The organism is Blastococcus sp. SYSU DS0539 (assembly GCF_054050855.1).
This window is the reverse complement of sequence record NZ_JBJHAF010000005.1, coordinates 1-16,433: the sequence shown is the minus strand read 5'-3', so window position 1 is coordinate 16,433 and position 16,433 is coordinate 1. Positions and strand designations below refer to the sequence as shown.

At 73.0% G+C, this 16,433-nt stretch carries 18 protein-coding genes; 7 read left to right on the top strand and 11 right to left on the bottom strand.

The features are described 5' to 3' along the window. Positions 1–163: 163 nt before the first annotated feature. The 3 genes from ACI790_RS07755 to ACI790_RS07745 all read right to left on the bottom strand — a co-directional run bounded on the left by ACI790_RS07755 (position 164) and on the right by ACI790_RS07745 (position 3,002). Positions 164–964, bottom strand: coding sequence for an ATP-binding cassette domain-containing protein (locus ACI790_RS07755; protein ID WP_456569216.1), 801 nt, complete (start codon positions 962–964; stop codon positions 164–166). Next, the gene (locus tag ACI790_RS07750) at positions 961–1,911 is read right to left on the bottom strand and encodes an ABC transporter permease (protein WP_456569215.1); all 951 of its coding nucleotides are present in this window, start codon (positions 1,909–1,911) and stop codon (positions 961–963) included. Before ACI790_RS07750 ends, ACI790_RS07755 begins: the two co-directional genes overlap by 4 nt. Before the next feature lie 104 nt (positions 1,912–2,015). After that, on the bottom strand, positions 2,016–3,002 hold the full coding sequence (locus ACI790_RS07745; protein ID WP_456569214.1) for a sugar ABC transporter substrate-binding protein: 987 nt from the start codon (positions 3,000–3,002) through the stop codon (positions 2,016–2,018). A gap of 153 nt (positions 3,003–3,155) precedes the next feature. On the opposite strand from ACI790_RS07745, the gene ACI790_RS07740 reads away from it, so the two are divergent. Beyond that, the gene (locus ACI790_RS07740) at positions 3,156–4,220 is read left to right on the top strand and encodes a Glu/Leu/Phe/Val family dehydrogenase (protein ID WP_456569213.1); all 1,065 of its coding nucleotides are present in this window, start codon (positions 3,156–3,158) and stop codon (positions 4,218–4,220) included. 162 nt (positions 4,221–4,382) lie between these two features. Next, positions 4,383–4,607 carry a DUF3073 domain-containing protein gene (locus ACI790_RS07735; RefSeq protein WP_456569212.1) on the top strand — a complete coding sequence of 75 codons (225 nt, stop codon included), beginning with the start codon at positions 4,383–4,385 and terminating at the stop codon, positions 4,605–4,607. Between the two features lie 132 nt (positions 4,608–4,739). On the opposite strand, the gene purM is transcribed toward ACI790_RS07735, so the two are convergent. Together purM and purF are read right to left on the bottom strand one after the other, a co-directional pair. Next, positions 4,740–5,801, bottom strand: a complete 1,062-nt coding sequence (gene purM / locus ACI790_RS07730) for a phosphoribosylformylglycinamidine cyclo-ligase (RefSeq protein ID WP_456569211.1) — start codon at positions 5,799–5,801, stop codon at positions 4,740–4,742. After that, the gene (purF, locus tag ACI790_RS07725) at positions 5,798–7,336 is read right to left on the bottom strand and encodes an amidophosphoribosyltransferase (protein ID WP_456569210.1); all 1,539 of its coding nucleotides are present in this window, start codon (positions 7,334–7,336) and stop codon (positions 5,798–5,800) included. Before purF ends, purM begins: the two co-directional genes overlap by 4 nt. On the opposite strand from purF, the gene ACI790_RS07720 reads away from it, so the two are divergent. Next, entirely contained in the window at positions 7,307–7,642 is a 336-nt protein-coding gene (locus ACI790_RS07720; RefSeq protein WP_456569209.1) for a DUF5701 family protein, read from the top strand. The two genes, purF and ACI790_RS07720, sit on opposite strands and share 30 nt — an antisense overlap. A gap of 83 nt (positions 7,643–7,725) precedes the next feature. On the opposite strand, the gene ACI790_RS07715 is transcribed toward ACI790_RS07720, so the two are convergent. Further along, positions 7,726–8,334 carry an MBL fold metallo-hydrolase gene (locus ACI790_RS07715; RefSeq protein ID WP_456569208.1) on the bottom strand — a complete coding sequence of 203 codons (609 nt, stop codon included), beginning with the start codon at positions 8,332–8,334 and terminating at the stop codon, positions 7,726–7,728. Between the two features lie 73 nt (positions 8,335–8,407). Beyond that, on the bottom strand, positions 8,408–9,499 hold the full coding sequence (locus ACI790_RS07710; RefSeq protein WP_456569207.1) for an S-(hydroxymethyl)mycothiol dehydrogenase: 1,092 nt from the start codon (positions 9,497–9,499) through the stop codon (positions 8,408–8,410). Positions 9,500–9,705: 206 nt separating this feature from the next. Here ACI790_RS07710 and ACI790_RS07705 point away from each other — a divergent pair, with 206 nt between their 5' ends. After that, a complete protein-coding gene (locus ACI790_RS07705; RefSeq protein WP_456569206.1) occupies positions 9,706–11,124 on the top strand; it encodes an OFA family MFS transporter in 1,419 nt (472 codons plus the stop codon). After that, positions 11,121–11,270, top strand: coding sequence for an MFS transporter small subunit (locus ACI790_RS07700; protein WP_456569205.1), 150 nt, complete (start codon positions 11,121–11,123; stop codon positions 11,268–11,270). The genes ACI790_RS07705 and ACI790_RS07700 overlap by 4 nt, the downstream gene beginning before the upstream one ends. A 146-nt stretch (positions 11,271–11,416) precedes the next feature. Here ACI790_RS07700 and ACI790_RS07695 read toward each other — a convergent pair whose 3' ends face one another. Genes ACI790_RS07695 through purS form a run of 4 tightly spaced genes read right to left on the bottom strand, consistent with a single transcriptional unit; the run spans position 11,417 to position 15,097 of the window. Next, the gene (locus ACI790_RS07695; protein ID WP_456569204.1) at positions 11,417–11,833 is read right to left on the bottom strand and encodes a sterol carrier family protein; all 417 of its coding nucleotides are present in this window, start codon (positions 11,831–11,833) and stop codon (positions 11,417–11,419) included. Next, a complete protein-coding gene (purL, locus tag ACI790_RS07690; RefSeq protein ID WP_456569203.1) occupies positions 11,833–14,178 on the bottom strand; it encodes a phosphoribosylformylglycinamidine synthase subunit PurL in 2,346 nt (781 codons plus the stop codon). The genes ACI790_RS07695 and purL overlap by 1 nt, the downstream gene beginning before the upstream one ends. Then, a complete protein-coding gene (purQ, locus tag ACI790_RS07685) occupies positions 14,175–14,846 on the bottom strand; it encodes a phosphoribosylformylglycinamidine synthase subunit PurQ (RefSeq protein WP_456569202.1) in 672 nt (223 codons plus the stop codon). The genes purL and purQ overlap by 4 nt, the downstream gene beginning before the upstream one ends. An 11-nt stretch (positions 14,847–14,857) precedes the next feature. Next, on the bottom strand, positions 14,858–15,097 hold the full coding sequence (gene purS, locus ACI790_RS07680; protein ID WP_456569201.1) for a phosphoribosylformylglycinamidine synthase subunit PurS: 240 nt from the start codon (positions 15,095–15,097) through the stop codon (positions 14,858–14,860). Positions 15,098–15,268: 171 nt separating this feature from the next. Between purS and ACI790_RS07675 the strand changes: the two genes are divergently transcribed. Together ACI790_RS07675 and ACI790_RS07670 are read left to right on the top strand one after the other, a co-directional pair. Continuing rightward, a complete protein-coding gene (locus ACI790_RS07675) occupies positions 15,269–15,754 on the top strand; it encodes a hypothetical protein (RefSeq protein ID WP_456569200.1) in 486 nt (161 codons plus the stop codon). A gap of 172 nt (positions 15,755–15,926) precedes the next feature. Continuing rightward, positions 15,927–16,397, top strand: coding sequence for a hypothetical protein (locus ACI790_RS07670; RefSeq protein WP_456569199.1), 471 nt, complete (start codon positions 15,927–15,929; stop codon positions 16,395–16,397). The last annotated feature ends 36 nt before the right edge of the window (positions 16,398–16,433 follow it).

Here is a 16,433-nt window from a genome sequence, read left to right as displayed (position 1 = left end):
CCCTGGGGAAGAGGGTGGGCGGTGTGGCCCGCGAACGGTCCCACTGTCACCCGGAGTCACAAAGGCAACACGCGGGATTCCCGCCGCGCCGTAGATAGAACGGTCAGCGACCGTCTCGTCACGGTAGGTATGTCGACACGACGGGTCGGCGACCGCCCCCGGGTCAGCCTCCCGGCCGCTCCAGCTCGTGGCTGAGCGCGTCCAGCTCCGCCCCGCCGGCCATCAGCCGGGTGAGCTGGTCCCGGCTGATGTCGGCCTTGGCGAACTCACCCATGCTCCGCCCCCGGTTGAGCACGAGGAACCGGTCGCCGACGGGGTGCGCGTGGTGCGGGTTGTGCGTGATCAGCACGACGCCCACCCCGCGGTCCCGCGCCTGCGCGACGTAGCGCAGGACCACGCCGGCCTGCTTCACGCCGAGGGCCGAGGTCGGCTCGTCCAGGATCAGCACCCGGGCGCCGAAGTGCACCGCCCGGGCGATCGCCACCGACTGGCGCTCCCCGCCGGAGAGCGTGCCGACGGGCTGGTCGGGGTCGCGGATGTCGATGCCCATCGCGGCCAGTTCCCGGCGGGTGGTCTCCTTGGCACGCGCCACGTCGAACCGGCGGAACGGCCCCCGCCCGCGGGTGGGCTCCGCACCGAGGAAGAAGTTCCGCCAGATCGAGATCAGCGGGATCATCGCCAGGTCCTGGTAGACGGTGGCGATCCCGGCGTCGAGCGCCTCGCGCGGTGACCCGAAGTCCGCCGGCCGCCCGTCGAGCAGCATCGTCCCGCGGTCCGCCCGGTGCACCCCGGAGAGGATCTTGATCAGGGTCGACTTGCCCGCGCCGTTGTCCCCCAGCACGCAGGTGACCTCCCCGGCGCGCACGGTGGTGCTGACGCCGTCGAGGGCGATGACCGACCCGTAGTCCTTGCCGACGTCGGTCAGCTGCAGCAGCGGCGGGGCGCCGTCCCGGGAGCCGGTCATCGCCGCGTCGCCTCGGCGGAGCGGCGGACCAGCCGGTTGGCGAGGACGGCGAGCAGCAGCATGGCCCCGAGGAAGAAGTAGAACCAGTCGGCGTCCCAGCGCAGGTACGGGATGCCCAGCTGGGTCATCCCGAAGATCAGCGCGCCGAGGGCGGCCCCGACGGCCGAGCCGAAACCGCCGGTGAGCAGGCATCCTCCGATGACCGCGGCCACGATGTAGATCAGCTCCTGGCCGATGCCGGTGTTGGCCTGCACCGAGGTCAGCCGGACGGCGAGGGTGGTGCCGACGAACCACGCCGCGGCCGCCGTCGTCATGAACAGGGCGATCGTGGTGCGCCGCGCGGGCACGCCGACGTTGCGGGCGGCCACCTCGTCACCCCCGGTGGCGAAGATCCAGTTGCCGAAGCGGGTGCGCAGCAGCACCCAGGTCGCCAGGGCCGTGAACAGCAGCCACCACAGCACCGCCACCCGGATCGGCGCGCCCAGGATCTCCACGCGTGAGGCGAACACCCACTCCGCCGCGGCGTACCCCGGCACGTCGTCGATGCCGCCGACGGTGACCGTGTCGGTGAACAGCTTCGTCAGCCCCAGGTTCAGCCCCTGGAGCATGAGGAAGGTGCCGAGCGTGATGATGAAGCTCGGCAGCCCGGTGCGCGTGACCAGCCAGCCGTTGAAGAAGCCGATCGCGAGCGCCACCACGAGCGCGACGCCGATGGCCACCCACAGGTTCTGCCGGAACTCGACGGCGACGATGCCGACGGTGAGCGCGGTGGTCCCGGTCATCACCCCGGCGGAGAGGTCGAAGTGACCGCCGATCATGAGCAGCGCGACCGCGACCGCCATGATCCCCAGCGTCGACGCCGGGTCGAGCCAGTTGGCGATGCCCCGGGGTGACCGGAACACCTCGGACTGGGCGGCGAAGAAGGTGAACACCGCGACCGCGCCCACCAGCGCGCCCAGCTCCGGCTTGACCAGCAGCCGGCGCAGCGGTCCGGCTGAGCCCAGCCGTTCGTCGCCGCGCGGCTCCGTGGGGGCGGCGGCCTCCCGGGTGCTCAGCGCGTGCCGGCCGTGGCCAGGTCGGCGATCGCGTCGACGTTCTCGGCGTCGACGATCGCCGGTCCGGTGAGCACGGGCTGGCCACCACCGACGGTGTTCAGGTTCTCGACGTACAGCTGGAGCATCACGATCGGCAGGTAGCCCTGCTCGTACTGCTGCTGGTCGACGGCGAAGGCGATGTCGCCGGCCTGGATGCCCTCGATCACGTCCTCGTTGAGGTCGAACGTGGCCACCTGCGCCTCGGAGCCGGCGTCCTGGGCGGCCTCCACGGCGACGGCCGCCACGGCCGAGTTGAGCGCGAGGACCGCGTCGATGGTCGGGTCGCTCTGCAGCTGGGACGTGATGGTCGACTGCGCCCCCGGCAGGTCGTTGATGTCCACCTGCACGGGGGTGATCTCGCCGCCCAGCGCCTCCGCCGCCCCGGCGCAGCGCTGCTCCAGGCCGATGTTCCCCGCCTCGTGGATGACGCAGGCCACGTTCTGGGCCCCGTCCTCGGCGAGCCGCTGCCCGGCCCCCTGGCCGGCGACCCGCTCCTCCTGCCCGACGTGGCCGATCGCGCCGAACTCGGTGGACCGGTCGGCACCGGAGTTGATGGTGACGACCGGGATCCCGGCCTCGACCGCCTCCTCGATGGAGGCCTGCAGCGCGTCGGGGTTCGCCATCGAGACGACGATGCCGTCCACGTCCTGGTTCACCGCGGCCTCGATCAGCTGCGCCTGCCGCTGCGGGTCGCCGTCGCTCTGGTAGTCGACGTCGATCCCGAGGTCCTCCCCGGCGGCCTGGGCACCGTTCTGCACCACGTCCCAGAACGCGTCACCGGCCGAGCCGTGCGTGATCACCGAGAAGGCGAGGTCGCCGCCGCCGCCCGCCGCGGCGTCGCCGGATCCGCCGTCGCTGCCGCCGCCACCCCCGTCCGTGGTGCAGGCGGCGAGGAGCAGGGGCGCGGCCACGGCGAGTGCCAGCAGACGCTTGGGTGCGGCCATCGAGAGTCCTCCTGTGCTCGCGGGGCCCGGGCCCGCGCGTTCGGTCCGCCCAGGATCATGCCCCTCCCGCCCGCCGTCGGCGCCGTCGAGGGTGGCGACGCGGCCGCTCTCCGCCGACGGGGCACCGGCCTCCGGGCGTTCTACGCTCCAGTCGTGGACGTCCTGGCATCCGGTCATGAACAGGTCGTGTTCTGCAGCGACCCCGAGTCGGGGCTGCGGGCGATCATCGCGATCCACTCCACGGCCCTCGGGCCGGCGCTCGGGGGCACGCGCTTCTACCCCTACGCCGACGAGGACGCCGCCGTCGCCGACGCGCTGCGGCTGTCGGCCGCCATGTCGTACAAGAACAGCCTGGCCGGCCTCGACCTCGGCGGCGGCAAGGCGGTGATCATCGGCGATCCGCGCACCGACAAGACCGAGGCGCTGCTGCGCGCCTACGGCCGGTTCGTCGAATCGCTGGGCGGGCGCTACCTCACCGCCTGCGACGTCGGCACGTACAACGCCGACCTCGACGTCGTCGCGCGGGAGACCCGGTTCGCCCACGGCCGGTCCGAGGCCTACGGGGGCTGCGGCGACTCCTCGGTGCTGACCGCCTACGGGGTCTTCCAGGGCATGCGGGCGGCCGCGCAGCACTGCTGGGGCTCCCCGTCGCTCGCCGGGCGCACGGTCGCGGTGGCCGGCGTGGGGAAGGTGGGGTCCTGGCTGGTGGGCCACCTCGTCGACGACGGCGCGGACGTGGTCGTCACCGACGTGGACCCGGCCGCCGTGGAGCGCCTGCAGGCTCGCCACCCGGAGGTGCGCGCGGTCGACGACACCGCGGCCCTGGTGCGGACGCCGCACGACGTCTACGCGCCGTGCGCGCTGGGCGGGGCGCTGGACGAGGAGACGGTCGCGGTGCTGCCCGGGCGCGTGGTCTGCGGCGGGGCCAACAACCAGCTCGCCACCCCGGAGATGGCCGACCGGCTGCGCGAGCGCGGCGTCCTCTACGCCCCGGACTTCCTCGTCAACGCCGGCGGCGTCATCCAGGTGGAGGACGAGCGGCACGGCTTCTCCTTCGACCGCGCCCGGGCGAAGGCCTCTGGCATCTTCGGCGTGGCGCTGCGGGTGTTCGCCCTGGCCGACGCCGAGGGCGTCTCGCCCGCCGTGGCGGCCGATCGGCTGGCCGAGGAGCGGATCCGGACGGTCGGCCGGCTGGCCACGATCCGGCTCCCCCGCTGACCGACGGCGGGTCGCGCAGCACCCGTTGGGGGAGGGCATGTGCCCGCCGCCGATCCGTGTCGTAATGTTGTCCGAGACATAGTCACTCAGTCGGGGTCGCCACGCGGGCCGCATCAGCCGCTTGGCTGGTCCACCGCACTCCGTAACGAGGGGGTCGAGCCGATGGGGCGCGGCCGAGCGAAGGCCAAGCAGACACGCGTGGCCCGTGAGCTCAAGTACAGCTCACCGAACACCGACCTCACCGCGCTTCAGCGCGAGCTGGCCGGTTCGTCGTCGACCTACACCGCGCCCAGCGCGGCCGAGGACGACGACGAGGACGAGGACGACACGTACGCCGACCGTTGGGCGGACGACGACTCCGACGACGACTGGGCGGCCAGCCGCTGACCGGCTGATCCTCCGTCCGAGCACCACGACACCGCGACCCTCCGGGGCAGCGGTGTCGTGGTGTCGGGCGGGTCGGTGTCGTGGTGTCGGGCGGGTCTCGGGCCGTGGCGCCGGGACCGCCGCGCGGTCAGGTCAGCGGTAGGAGCCGGTCAGCTCGGCGGCCGGCGCCACCGCGTCGTCGCGGTCCCGCAGGGTGCCGGCGATCCACGCGGGCACCCCGCGCGCGGCGAGCAGGGCGACGGCGGCGTCGGCGTGCTCGGGAGCGACGGCGGCGACCATGCCGACGCCGCAGTTGAAGGCGCGCTCGGACTCCGCCCGCGGCACGCCGTGCTCCTCCATCAGCCGCACCGCGGCCGGTAGCGCCCAGGTACCGCGGTCGAGCACGGCCTGCAGCCCCTCGGGGACCACCCGCGCGGTGTTGCCGGCGAGCCCGCCGCCGGTGATGTGCGCGTAGGCGTGCACCGACTCCACGCCGAGGTCGGCCACCAGCGCCAGGCAGTCCAGGGCGTAGATGCGGGTCGGCTCGAGCAGCACGTCGCCCAGGGGGCGGTCCAGCCCGGCGGGGGTGGCGGCGAGGTCCAGCCCCGCGGCGGCGACCACCCGCCGCACCAGCGAGTAGCCGTTGGAGTGGAAGCCGGAGGAGGCCATCGCCACGACGACGTCCCCGCTGCGTACCCGTTCCGGGCCGAGGACGGCGTCGGCCTCCACGACCCCGACGGCGGTGGCCGCGAGGTCGTACTCGTCGGCGTCCATGAGGTCGCCGTGCTCGGCGGTCTCCCCGCCGACGAGGGCGGCGCCGGCCTGGGTGCAGCCGGCCGCGATGCCGGTGACGATCGCGGCGATCCGCTCCGGCACGACCTTGCCGCAGGCGACGTAGTCCTGGAGGAACAGCGGCTCGGCACCGCAGGCCACCAGGTCGTCGACGACCATCGCGACCAGGTCGATGCCCACGGTGTCGTGCCGGTCGAGCTGACGGGCCAGCGCGATCTTCGTGCCTACCCCGTCGGTGGAGGAGGCCAGCAGGGGCCGGCGGTACTTCTGCGTGTCGAGGGCGAACAGCCCCGCGAAGCCGCCGAGCCCGCCCACGACCTCGGGCCGGTTGGTCCGCTCCACGGCGGACCGCATCAGGGTGACCGCGCGCTCGCCGGCGTCGATGTCGACGCCGGACGCCGCATAGGTGAACGTCTCGCTCACGGCCGCCTCAGCGCGTCCTCGGCGCCGCCGGGAACCGCGGCGCTGCCGGCCTGCTGCCCGGTCCAGCCGCTCACCGCGCGGTGGCCGATGCCCTCGAGGACGTGCTTGCCCAGCACCTCCGGGGCGCCTAGCGGGATCGGGTACTCGCCGGTGAAGCAGGCCGTGCACAGCCGGTTGACCGGCTGCTCGGTGGCCGCGATCAGGCCCTGCTCGGAGACGTAGGCGAGCGAGTCGGCGTTGACCGACGCCCGCACGCCGTCGATGTCCAGGCCGTTGGCGATCAGCTCGGCCCGGCTGGCGAAGTCGATGCCGTAGAAGCACGGCCACTTGACCGGCGGCGACGCGATCCGGACGTGCACCTCGACCGCCCCGGCCTCGCGCAGCATCCGGACCAGCGCCCGCTGCGTGTTGCCGCGCACGATGGAGTCGTCGACGACGACCAGCCGCTTGCCGCGGATCACGTCCCGCAGCGGGTTGAGCTTGAGCCGGATGCCCAGCTGCCGGATGGTCTGGCTGGGCTGGATGAAGGTGCGCCCCACGTAGGAGTTCTTGACCAGGCCCAGCCCGTACGGGATGCCCGACGCCTCGGCGTAGCCGACCGCCGCCGGGGTCCCCGACTCGGGCACCGGGATGACCAGGTCGGCCTCGGCGGGGTGCTCCCTGGCCAGCCGGCGGCCGATCTCCACCCGCGCCGCGTGCACGCTGCGGCCGGAGATCGTGGTGTCGGGCCGGGCCAGGTAGACGTACTCGAAGACGCACCCCTTGGGCTCCGCCGGGGCGAAGTGCTGGCTGCGCAGCCCGTTCTCGTCGATGGCGATCAGCTCGCCGGGCTCGACCTCGCGGACCACCGAGGCGCCGACGATGTCGAGGGCGGCGGTCTCGCTGGCCACGACCCAGCCGCGCTCGAGCCGGCCGAGCACCAGCGGACGGACCCCCTGCGGGTCGCGCGCGGCGTAGAGGGTGTCCTCGTCCATGAACGTGACGGAGAAGGCGCCCCGCAGCTGCGGCAGCACCTCCATCGCCGCCGCCTCGACCGAGAGGTCCTGGTAGGAGGCGATCAGGGCGGTGACCAGGTCGGAGTCGTTCGTCGCGACGAAGGCTCCCGGCACCCCGGCGTCGGCGGCCTTGCTGGCCAGCTCGGCGGTGTTGACCAGGTTCCCGTTGTGGCACAGCGCCAGGCCGGTACCGGCCTCGGTGGTGCGGAACGTCGGCTGCGCGTTCTCCCACGTGGAGGCCCCGGTGGTCGAGTACCGGGTGTGGCCGACGGCGAGGTGGCCGCGGAGGCTGCCGAGGGTCGGTTCGTCGAAGACCTGGCTGACCAGCCCGAGGTCCTTGTAGACGACGACCGAGACGCCGTCGGACACCGCGATGCCGGCCGCCTCCTGACCGCGGTGCTGGAGGGCGTACAGACCGAAATAGGTCAGCTTCGAGACCTCCTCCCCCGGCGCCCAGACACCGAAGACGCCGCAGGCGTCCTGAGGTCCGGGGGACTGGGGGTCGAGGTCATGGGTCAGCCGTCCATCACCACGGGGCACAGCGCCGAGGGTACCGGCGCGGGCGGCTCCGCCCGCTGCCGAGGAGGTGGAGCGCGTCACTCCCGGCGCCGGCCCACCCTGGTCAGCGCCGGGACGCGCCCGGGAAACCTGCTCGTGCTGCACCCGGAGCGGGTACCGGCATCGGCCCTCACCCCGCTGCTCGAGCTCGCTGGGAAGCCGGGCTTCGTCGTCGCGGACATGGTCGACGTCGACGACTTCATGCCGGTCGAGCCCGTGCTGCTCCCCCGACTCGCCGGTGTACGCGGTCGACCGGGGAGACGCGATGCGGAGCTGGAGCCCCGATGACGCGCTGGTCCGCGACCACTGCTCCATGACTGCGGGCTCCCGCCGGCGCAAGGCCGACGGGACGCTCGACGCCCCGCCCGGGGTCAGCGGACGTTCGACAGCTCCGCGGCGATCGTCGTGTCTTCGCCGTGCCCGGTCCGCACGACGGTGTCGCCGTGCAGGCTGAGCAGCTGCGCCCGGATGGAGTTGACGATCGTCGGGTGGTCGCTGAACGACCGCCCGGTCGCCCCGGGCCCGCCGCAGAACAGCGTGTCCCCGGTGAAGACCGTCCGCAGGTCGGCCGCGTGCAGGCAGGTGCTGCCCGGCGAGTGGCCCGGCGTGTGCAGCGCGACCAGCCGGGTGCCGGCGACGTCGAACCGGGTGCCCGCCCGCAGGTCCTGGTCGGGCGCGGTGTCCGGGTGGGTCATGTCCCAGAGCATCCGGTCGTCGCTGTTGAACCAGATCGGGGCGCCGGTGGCCTCGCGCAGGGCGGGGGCGGCGGTGATGTGGTCGTTGTGCCCGTGGGTCAGCACGATCGCGGTGACCTTCCGGCCGCCGATCACCTCGACGATGGGGGCGGCGTCGTGCGGGGCGTCGATGACCAGCACCTCGTCGTCGTTCCCGACGAGCCACACGTTGTTCTCGACGTCGAAGTCCTGGCCGTCCAGGGAGAAGACCCCCGCGACGACGACCTTGTCGATCCGCGCGGTCACGCGGCCTCCTCGCTGGCGCTCGTCACGCGCGTGCCGCGCGGTGCAGTGTCCATCGGTGAGCTCGCACGCTCGCTCACTTGTCGAACACCACGACCGAGCGCAGCACCTCGCCGTGGTGCATCTTCTCGAAGGCCTGTTCGACGTCGTCGAGGGCGATCGTCTCGGAGACGAAGGCGTCGAGGTCGAACCGCCCCTGCAGGTAGAGGTCGACCAGCATCGGGAAGTCGCGGCTGGGCAGGCAGTCGCCGTACCAGGAGGACTTGATCGCCCCGCCGCGGCCGAAGATCTCGGTGGCCGGCAGGGTGACCTCCATGCCCGGCGTCGGGACGCCGACCATGACGACGCGGCCGGCCAGGTCACGGGCGTAGAACGCCTGCTCGAACACCGCCGGGTGGCCGACGGCGTCGATCGCGACGTCCACGCCGAAGCCGCCGGTCAGCGCCTTGATCGCCTCGACGGCGTCGGTCTCCTTCGAGTTGACCGTGTGGGTGGCGCCGAACTGCTCGGCCCACTCCAGCTTCCGGTCGGAGATGTCGACGGCGATGATCGTCGTCGCGCCGGCCAGCTTCGCCCCGGCGATCGCGGCGTCACCGACGCCACCGCAGCCGAACACGGCGACCGTCTCGCCGCGCTGCACGGCACCGGTGTTGATCGCCGCGCCGACGCCGGCCATCACGCCGCAGCCGAGCAGGCCGGCGGCCGTCGGGGGTGCGGCCGGGTCGACCTTGGTGCACTGGCCGGAGTGGACGAGCGTCTTCTCGGCGAACGCGCCGATGCCCAGCGCCGGGGAGAGCTCCGTCCCGTCGGCCAGCGTCATCTTCTGCGCAGCGTTGTGGGTGTTGAAGCAGTACTGCAGCTGCCCCTTGCGGCAGGCGCGGCACTCGCCGCAGACGGCCCGCCAGTTGAGGACGACGTAGTCACCGACGGCGACGTTGGTGACGCCGTCGCCGATCGCCGACACCACGCCGGCCGCCTCGTGGCCCAGCAGGAACGGGAAGTCGTCGTTGATGCCGCCCTCGCGGTAGTGCAGATCGGTGTGGCAGACCCCGCAGGCCTGCACGTCCACGACCGCCTCACCCGGACCGGGATCGGGGACCAGGATGGTCTCGACCGTGACGGGCTGTCCCTTGCCGCGGGCTACGACGCCCCGCACCTCGTACGCCATACCGGCAGCCTAGGCGGCCGGTCGCCGACGCGTCCGGGCCGCTTCCGCCCCGCGGGAGGGGTCACGCGTGGATCACGGGACGCCCGTTGAGCGCGCAATGGCACCGATGGCGACGTACGGTGCCATCCGATAGCGACCCATATCACAGTGCGCGTCCCGGTGGCGTTCGCCCGGACGCACGGTCCCCGTCCCCGGAGGTACACCCCGTGGCAGTACCCAGCTTCCTGGCCCGTGAGCGCATCGTCGCCCGGCCGGGATTCAACCGCTGGCTGATCCCGCCAGCCGCGCTCGCCGTCCACCTGTGCATCGGCCAGGCGTACGCGACCAGTGTCTACAAGGTGGCGCTCGTCGAGCACTTCGGCACCGGCCTCACCCAGATCGGGATCATCTTCTCGATCGCCATCGTGATGCTCGGCCTGTCGGCCGCGGTGTTCGGCACCTGGGTGGACAAGAACGGCCCCCGCGCCGCCATGTTCACCTCGGCCGTCTTCTGGGTGTCCGGCTTCCTCGTCGGCTCGCTCGGCATCTACACCGAGCAGCTCTGGTTGCTCTACCTCGGCTACGGCTTCCTCGGCGGCATCGGCCTGGGCATCGGCTACATCTCGCCGGTCTCCACGCTGATCAAGTGGTTCCCCGACCGCCCGGGCCTGGCCACCGGCATGGCGATCATGGGCTTCGGTGGCGGTGCGCTGATCGCCTCGCCGCTGTCCCGCCAGCTGATGAACTGGTACGACCCGGACTACGACCCCGCCGTCGCCGGCACGGTGCCCGGCGGCAACGCCGTCGCCCTGCTGTTCCTGACGCTGGCCGCGCTCTACCTGGTCTTCATGATGTTCGGCGCGTTCATCATCCGGGTGCCCGCGGCGAACTGGCGGCCCGACGGCTTCGACCCGTCGTCGGTCAAGCAGAAGTCCCTCGTCACCACCGAGAACGTGTCGGCCAACAACGCGATCAAGACGCCGCAGTTCTGGCTGCTGTGGACCGTCCTGTTCTGCAACGTGACCGCCGGCATCGGCATCCTCGAGCAGGCCGCGCCGATGATCCAGGACTTCTTCCGGGAGAACGGGACCTCCGCGGTCGCGGCCGCGACCGCCGCCGGCTTCGTCGGGCTGCTCTCGCTGTTCAACATGGGTGGCCGATTCGTCTGGTCCTCGACCTCGGACTACATCGGCCGCAAGCCGATCTACATGGTGTACCTGGGCGTCGGCATCGTGCTGTACGTCATCCTGGCCACCCTCGGCAGCACCGCCACCTGGATCTTCGTGGTCACCGCCGCCATCATCATCAGCTTCTACGGCGGTGGGTTCGCGACGGTCCCGGCGTACCTGCGTGACCTCTTCGGCACCTACCAGGTGGGCGCCATCCACGGCCGGCTGCTCACCGCGTGGGCAGCTGCCGGCATCGCCGGTCCGCTGATCATCAACGGCGTCCTGGACGCCCGCGGCACCCCGGGTGAGCTCGTCGCCGGCGACTACCGGCCGGCGCTGTTCATCATGGTCGGGCTGCTGGGCGTCGGCTTCGTCGCCAACCTGCTGATCAAGCCGGTCGCCGAGAAGTGGTGGGAGCCCAAGCCCACCGACGTCCCCACCGCTGCCGCGGCCCCCGAGAGGAGCACCGTCCGATGAGCCACCCCGCGTCCACGCCCGGCGACCAGCCGACGACGCACACCCCCACCGGCCTCATCGCCTTCGCCTGGACGCTGGTGGGCGTCCCGCTGGTGTACGGCCTCTACAACACCGTGAAGGCGGCCAGCTCGCTCTTCGGCGGCTGAACCAGCTGAACACCCGCGACGGCGGGGATCCCTCCCGGGGTCCCCGCCGTCGTCGTTCCCGGCGTTTCGTGCACGAACCGCCGCCACGGGAGTCCCAGTGCCGCGTTATGTGCACAAACCGCCGCCACGGGAGGCCCGGTGCGGCGTTATGTGCACAAATCGCCGCGGTGTCGCCCGGAGGGCGACAGGGGGCGCAGCGGGAGGTGGGCGGACAGGTCGGCGCGGTTGCCGCTGGCGGTCAGCCTGCCCTGGGCGACGGCGTCGCCCCAGGTGAGTTGCCCGGTGGCCAGCCGCAGCCAGGTCGCCGCGTCCGTCTCGATGACGTTCGGCGGGGTGCCGCGGGTGTGCCGGGGCCCCGCCACGCACTGGACGGCGACGTGCGGCGGCACGCGCAGCTCCACCGACCGGCCCGGCACCTGCTGGGCCAGCCAGCGCGCCGTCGTCTTCACCGCAGCGCCGAGCACCGCCCGGGGCGGTTGCTCGGCCTCGCCGGCGAGCCACGCGCGCACCGGGTCGACGGCGGCGCGCAGCTCCTCGGCCGGGATGGGGGCGGCCGCCGGCATCAGGAGGTGGGGACGGTGCCCGCCGGAACGGTGCCGACCGCGTCCTCGGGGCGGCCGAACAGCGCCGGGAGGGTGGCGCTCCAGGCGGCGCGCAGCTCGGCGAGCGGCAGCTCCAGGACGCCGTCGAGGGAGAGCGCGTCCCCGCCCGTCGTCCCGAGTTCCGTCACGGCCACGCCGGCCCACTCGGCCGTCGTCTTCACACCGCCGGGGTCCGACGTCGTGATGACCGCGCGGGCCGTCGACTCGCTGAACAGCGCGGTGAACGGGTCGTCCCCGAGTTCCAGCCGGGCGCCGACGCCGTGGCGCAGCACCGACTCGGCCAGCGCCTGGGCCAGCCCGCCGTCGGCCAGGTCGTGCGCGGAGCTGATCAGGCCCTCCCGGCCGAGCGCGCCCAGCAGGTCCCCGAGCGCGCGCTCGGCGGCGAGGTCGACCGCCGGCGGCCGCCCGCCCAGCTGCCCGTGCACCACGCTCGCCCAGGCCGAGCCACCCAGCTCGGGCCGGGTCTCGCCGAGGAGCAGCACCGTCTCCCCGGGCACGCGCCAGCCGGACGGCACCCGGGTGCGCACGTCCTCGTGCACCCCGAGGACGCCGATGACCGGGGTCGGGTTGATGGGGACGTCGCCGGTCTGGTTGTAGAGGCTGACGTTGCCGCCGGTGACCGGGAGGCCCAGCTCGCGGCAGGCGTCGGCCAGCCCGCGGACGGCCTCGGCGAACTGCCACATGACCTCGGGCTCCTCCGGGGAGCCGAAGTTCAGGCAGTTGGTGACCGCGAGCGGCTTCGCCCCGGAGACGGCGACGTTGCGGTACGCCTCGGCTAGGTTCAGCTGGGCCCCGGTGTACGGGTCCAGCCGGGCGTAGCGGGCGTTGCCGTCGAGGGAGAGCGCGATGCCGCGGTGGCTGTCCTCGTCGATGCGGACCACGCCGGCGTCGTCGGGCTGGGCCAGCACGGTGTTGCCCCGCACGTACCGGTCGTACTGCTCGGTGACCCAGGTCTTGTCCGCGCCGTCCGGGCTGCTGACGACGGCGAGCCAGTGCGCCTGCAGCTCGGCACCGCTCTGCGGGCGCGGCAGCCGGGCGGGGTCGTCGGCCTGCAGCGCGTCGAGGTCGCGCGGCCGGGCCATCGGGCGCTCGTAGACCGGGCCCTCGTGCGCGACGGTGCGCGGCGGGACGTCGACGATCCGCTCGCCGTGCCAGTCGACGGTGAGCCGGTCGCCGTCGGTGACCTCACCGATGACGGTGGCCAGCACGTCCCACTTCTCGCAGACGGCGAGGAAGGCGTCGACCTTGGCCGGCTCGACGATCGCGCACATCCGCTCCTGCGACTCGCTCATCAGGATCTCGGCGGGCGTCAGGGTGCTGTCGCGCAGCGGAACGGTGTCCAGGTCGACGTGCATGCCGCCGGTGCCGGCGCTGGCCAGCTCGCTGGTGGCGCAGGAGAGCCCGGCGCCGCCGAGGTCCTGGATGCCGGTGACCAGGTCGGCGGCGAAGATCTCCAGGCACGCCTCGATGAGCAGCTTCTCGGTGAACGGGTCGCCCACCTGCACGCTCGGCCGCTTGGCCGGGCCCTCGGCGTCGAAGGTCTCGCTGGCCAGCACGCTGACCCCGCCGATCCCGTCGCCGCCGGTCCGGGCGCCGAACAGGATGACCTTGTTGCCGACGCCCTCGGCCTTGGCCAGCCGGACGTCCTCGTGCCTCATCACGCCGACGCACAGCGCGTTGACCAGCGGGTTCCCGGCGTAGCAGTCGTCGAAGAGCAGCTCGCCGCCGATGTTGGGCAGGCCCAGGCAGTTGCCGTAGCCGCCCACCCCGGCGACGACGCCGGGCAGCACGCGGGCGGTGTCGGGAGCGTCGGCCCGGCCGAAGCGGAGCGAGTCCATGACCGCGATCGGTCGGGCGCCCATGGTGAGGATGTCGCGCACGATGCCGCCCACGCCGGTGGCCGCGCCCTGGTAGGGCTCGACGTAGCTCGGGTGGTTGTGGCTCTCGACCTTGAAGGTGACCGCGTAGCCGTCGCCGACGTCGACGACGCCGGCGTTCTCACCGATGCCGACCAGCAGCGCGTCGCTGGGCGGCAGGTCGCCGAACCGCCGGAGATGCACCTTCGAGGACTTGTACGAGCAGTGCTCGCTCCACATGACCGAGTACATGGCCAGCTCGGCGGTGGTCGGCCGCCGGCCGAGGATCTCCTTGATCCGGGCGTACTCGTCGGCCTTCAGGCCGAGCTCGGCGTAGGGCTGCTCGTCGCCGGGCGTGCCCGCCGCCAGGTCGACGGTGTCGAGGCGGTTGGCCAGCCGGCCGGGGCCCGTGTCGAGGTCGCTCAGACCTGCGGTTGCTGACTCGCTCACGCGCTGACGACCGCCTTCAGGACGGAGGTGAAGAAGCCGAGGCCGTCGGTCGACGGCCCGGTGAGGTCCTCGATCGCGTGCTCGGGGTGCGGCATGAGCCCGACCACCCGGCCGTCCCCGCTGGTGACGCCGGCGATGTCGCGGGAGCTGCCGTTCGGGTTGCCGTCCGCGTAGCGGAACACCACGCGACCCTCGCCCTCGAGCCGGTCGAGGTCGGCGTCGGCGGCCACGTAGCGGCCCTCGCCGTTCTTCACCGGGATGACGATGCGCTGGCCGGCCGCGTAGTCGGACGTCCAGGAGGTGTCGGCGCGCTCGACGACCAGCACCTGGTCGCGGTTGCGGAAGTGCAGGTGGCTGTTGCGGGTCAGCGCGCCGGGCAGCAGGCCCGCCTCGCAGAGCACCTGGAAGCCGTTGCAGATGCCCAGCACCGGCATGCCCTGCTTCGCGCGGTCGACGACGTCCTGCATCAGGGGGGCGCGGGCCGCGATGGCGCCGGCGCGCAGGTAGTCGCCGTAGGAGAAGCCACCGGGGAGGACGACGGCGTCGACGTCCTTCAGGTCGTGGTCGGCGTGCCAGAGGCCGACCGGCTCACCGCCGGCGAGGCGCACCGCGCGTGCGGCGTCGACGTCGTCCAGGGAGCCCGGGAAGGTGATGACACCGATGCGCACAGCGGTCTCTCTCAGTCGGTGGGGAGGTGCAGCTCGACGTCCTCGATGACCGGGTTCGCCAGCAGCGTCTCGGCGATCTGCTTCAGCTCGGCCTCGTCCGGCGTCCCGTCGACCTCGAGCACGAAGTGCTTGCCCTGGCGGACGCTCCGGACGGAATCGTGGCCGAGCCGTCCGAGGGCGCCGAGCACCGCCTGCCCCTGGGGGTCGGAGATCTCCGGCTTCAGGACGACGTCGACGATCACCCGTGGCACGCCGACGAGGGTACCGGGCACCGGGGTGTGACCGTGGTCTCCACCGGGGAAAGGCTCGTTCACGCGTTCGGGGGAATCTGTTCCGGAATCCCTCAGGCCACCGCGCGGAGCTGACGACGGGGATGGCACGGCCGGAAGACCTCCGGCCGCTGCCGACCCCGAGGAGGACCCGTGAACCTGGTGGCCCGTGCCGGCACCGTGATCGCCCAGGTCCTCGCCGTCGTGCTGCTCTCCGGCGGTGCGGCCCTGGCCGCCTGGACCACCGACCCGGCGGCGGCGGACCGGCCCCGGATCACCATCACCCACGGGGCCCCGGCCGGCGCCCTCTACCCCGAGCCGGCGACCGGCTACCCGTCTCCCGCGGTGGGGGCCGTCTCGGCGACCGCGAGCAACCTCGGCACCGCCGCGGTCCGGCTGACCACCGCCGCCCTGGGCCGGGTGGACGTCACTCCGGCAGAGGGACGGACCTGCGCGCCCGGCAGCATCGTGGCGGTGAGCAGCGGACCGGTGACGCTCGACCAGCCGGTGGACCTGCGCCCGGGCGCCACCGGGGTGCCGGTCGTGCTGCCCGGAGCGTTGCGCATGCTCCCCACGGCTGAGCCGGGTTGCCAGGGTGCCGTCGTCACCGTGGCGATCACCCTGACCGGCACGGCGTGACGCCGGCTCCCGCGACGCAGCAGAGCCCCCGGACCCCCACGGACGGTCGTCCGCGGCCCCGAAAGGGTGACTTCACCCCTCCAGCACTTCCGGTACCAGTGCGTCCTCCCCTATTCATTGTCGTGACGCAGCGCGAGTGCTGCGTCACATCAGGCAACGAGTGGGGGGTCCCATGAACACCAAGCGGAGGCGCATCGGCGTCCTCGCCGTCCTCTTCCTGGCGCTGCTGGGCGGGAGCGTGGCGGTGGCGTCCTGGCTGGTCGACGGTACGGGTCCGGGTTCCGCGAAGGCGGCCACCGTCGCGGAGCTGGGCGTGTCCGCCGGCACGCCGACGGCGTCGCTCTACCCGGGAGCCACCGGGGACCTCGCCGCCCGGGTCAGCAACCCGAACCCGTTCCCGGTGATGCTCACCGGGGCCACCTTCGGCGCGGTCACCGTGACGCCGGTCGACGGCCGGACGTGCACCGCCGCCGACGTGGCGGTGTCCGGCCCGGTCAGCCTCTCCGGGATCACGCTGCCGGCCAACTCCGTCGGCATCAACGTCACCGTCCCGGGCGCGCTGACCATGCTGACGACGGCCGCCGACGGCTGCCAGGGCGCGACCTTCACCGTCGAGGTCACCCTGTCCGGCGCATCGGCCTGACCCCCCGCGCGGAGGCGCCGTCCCCGACGGCGCCTC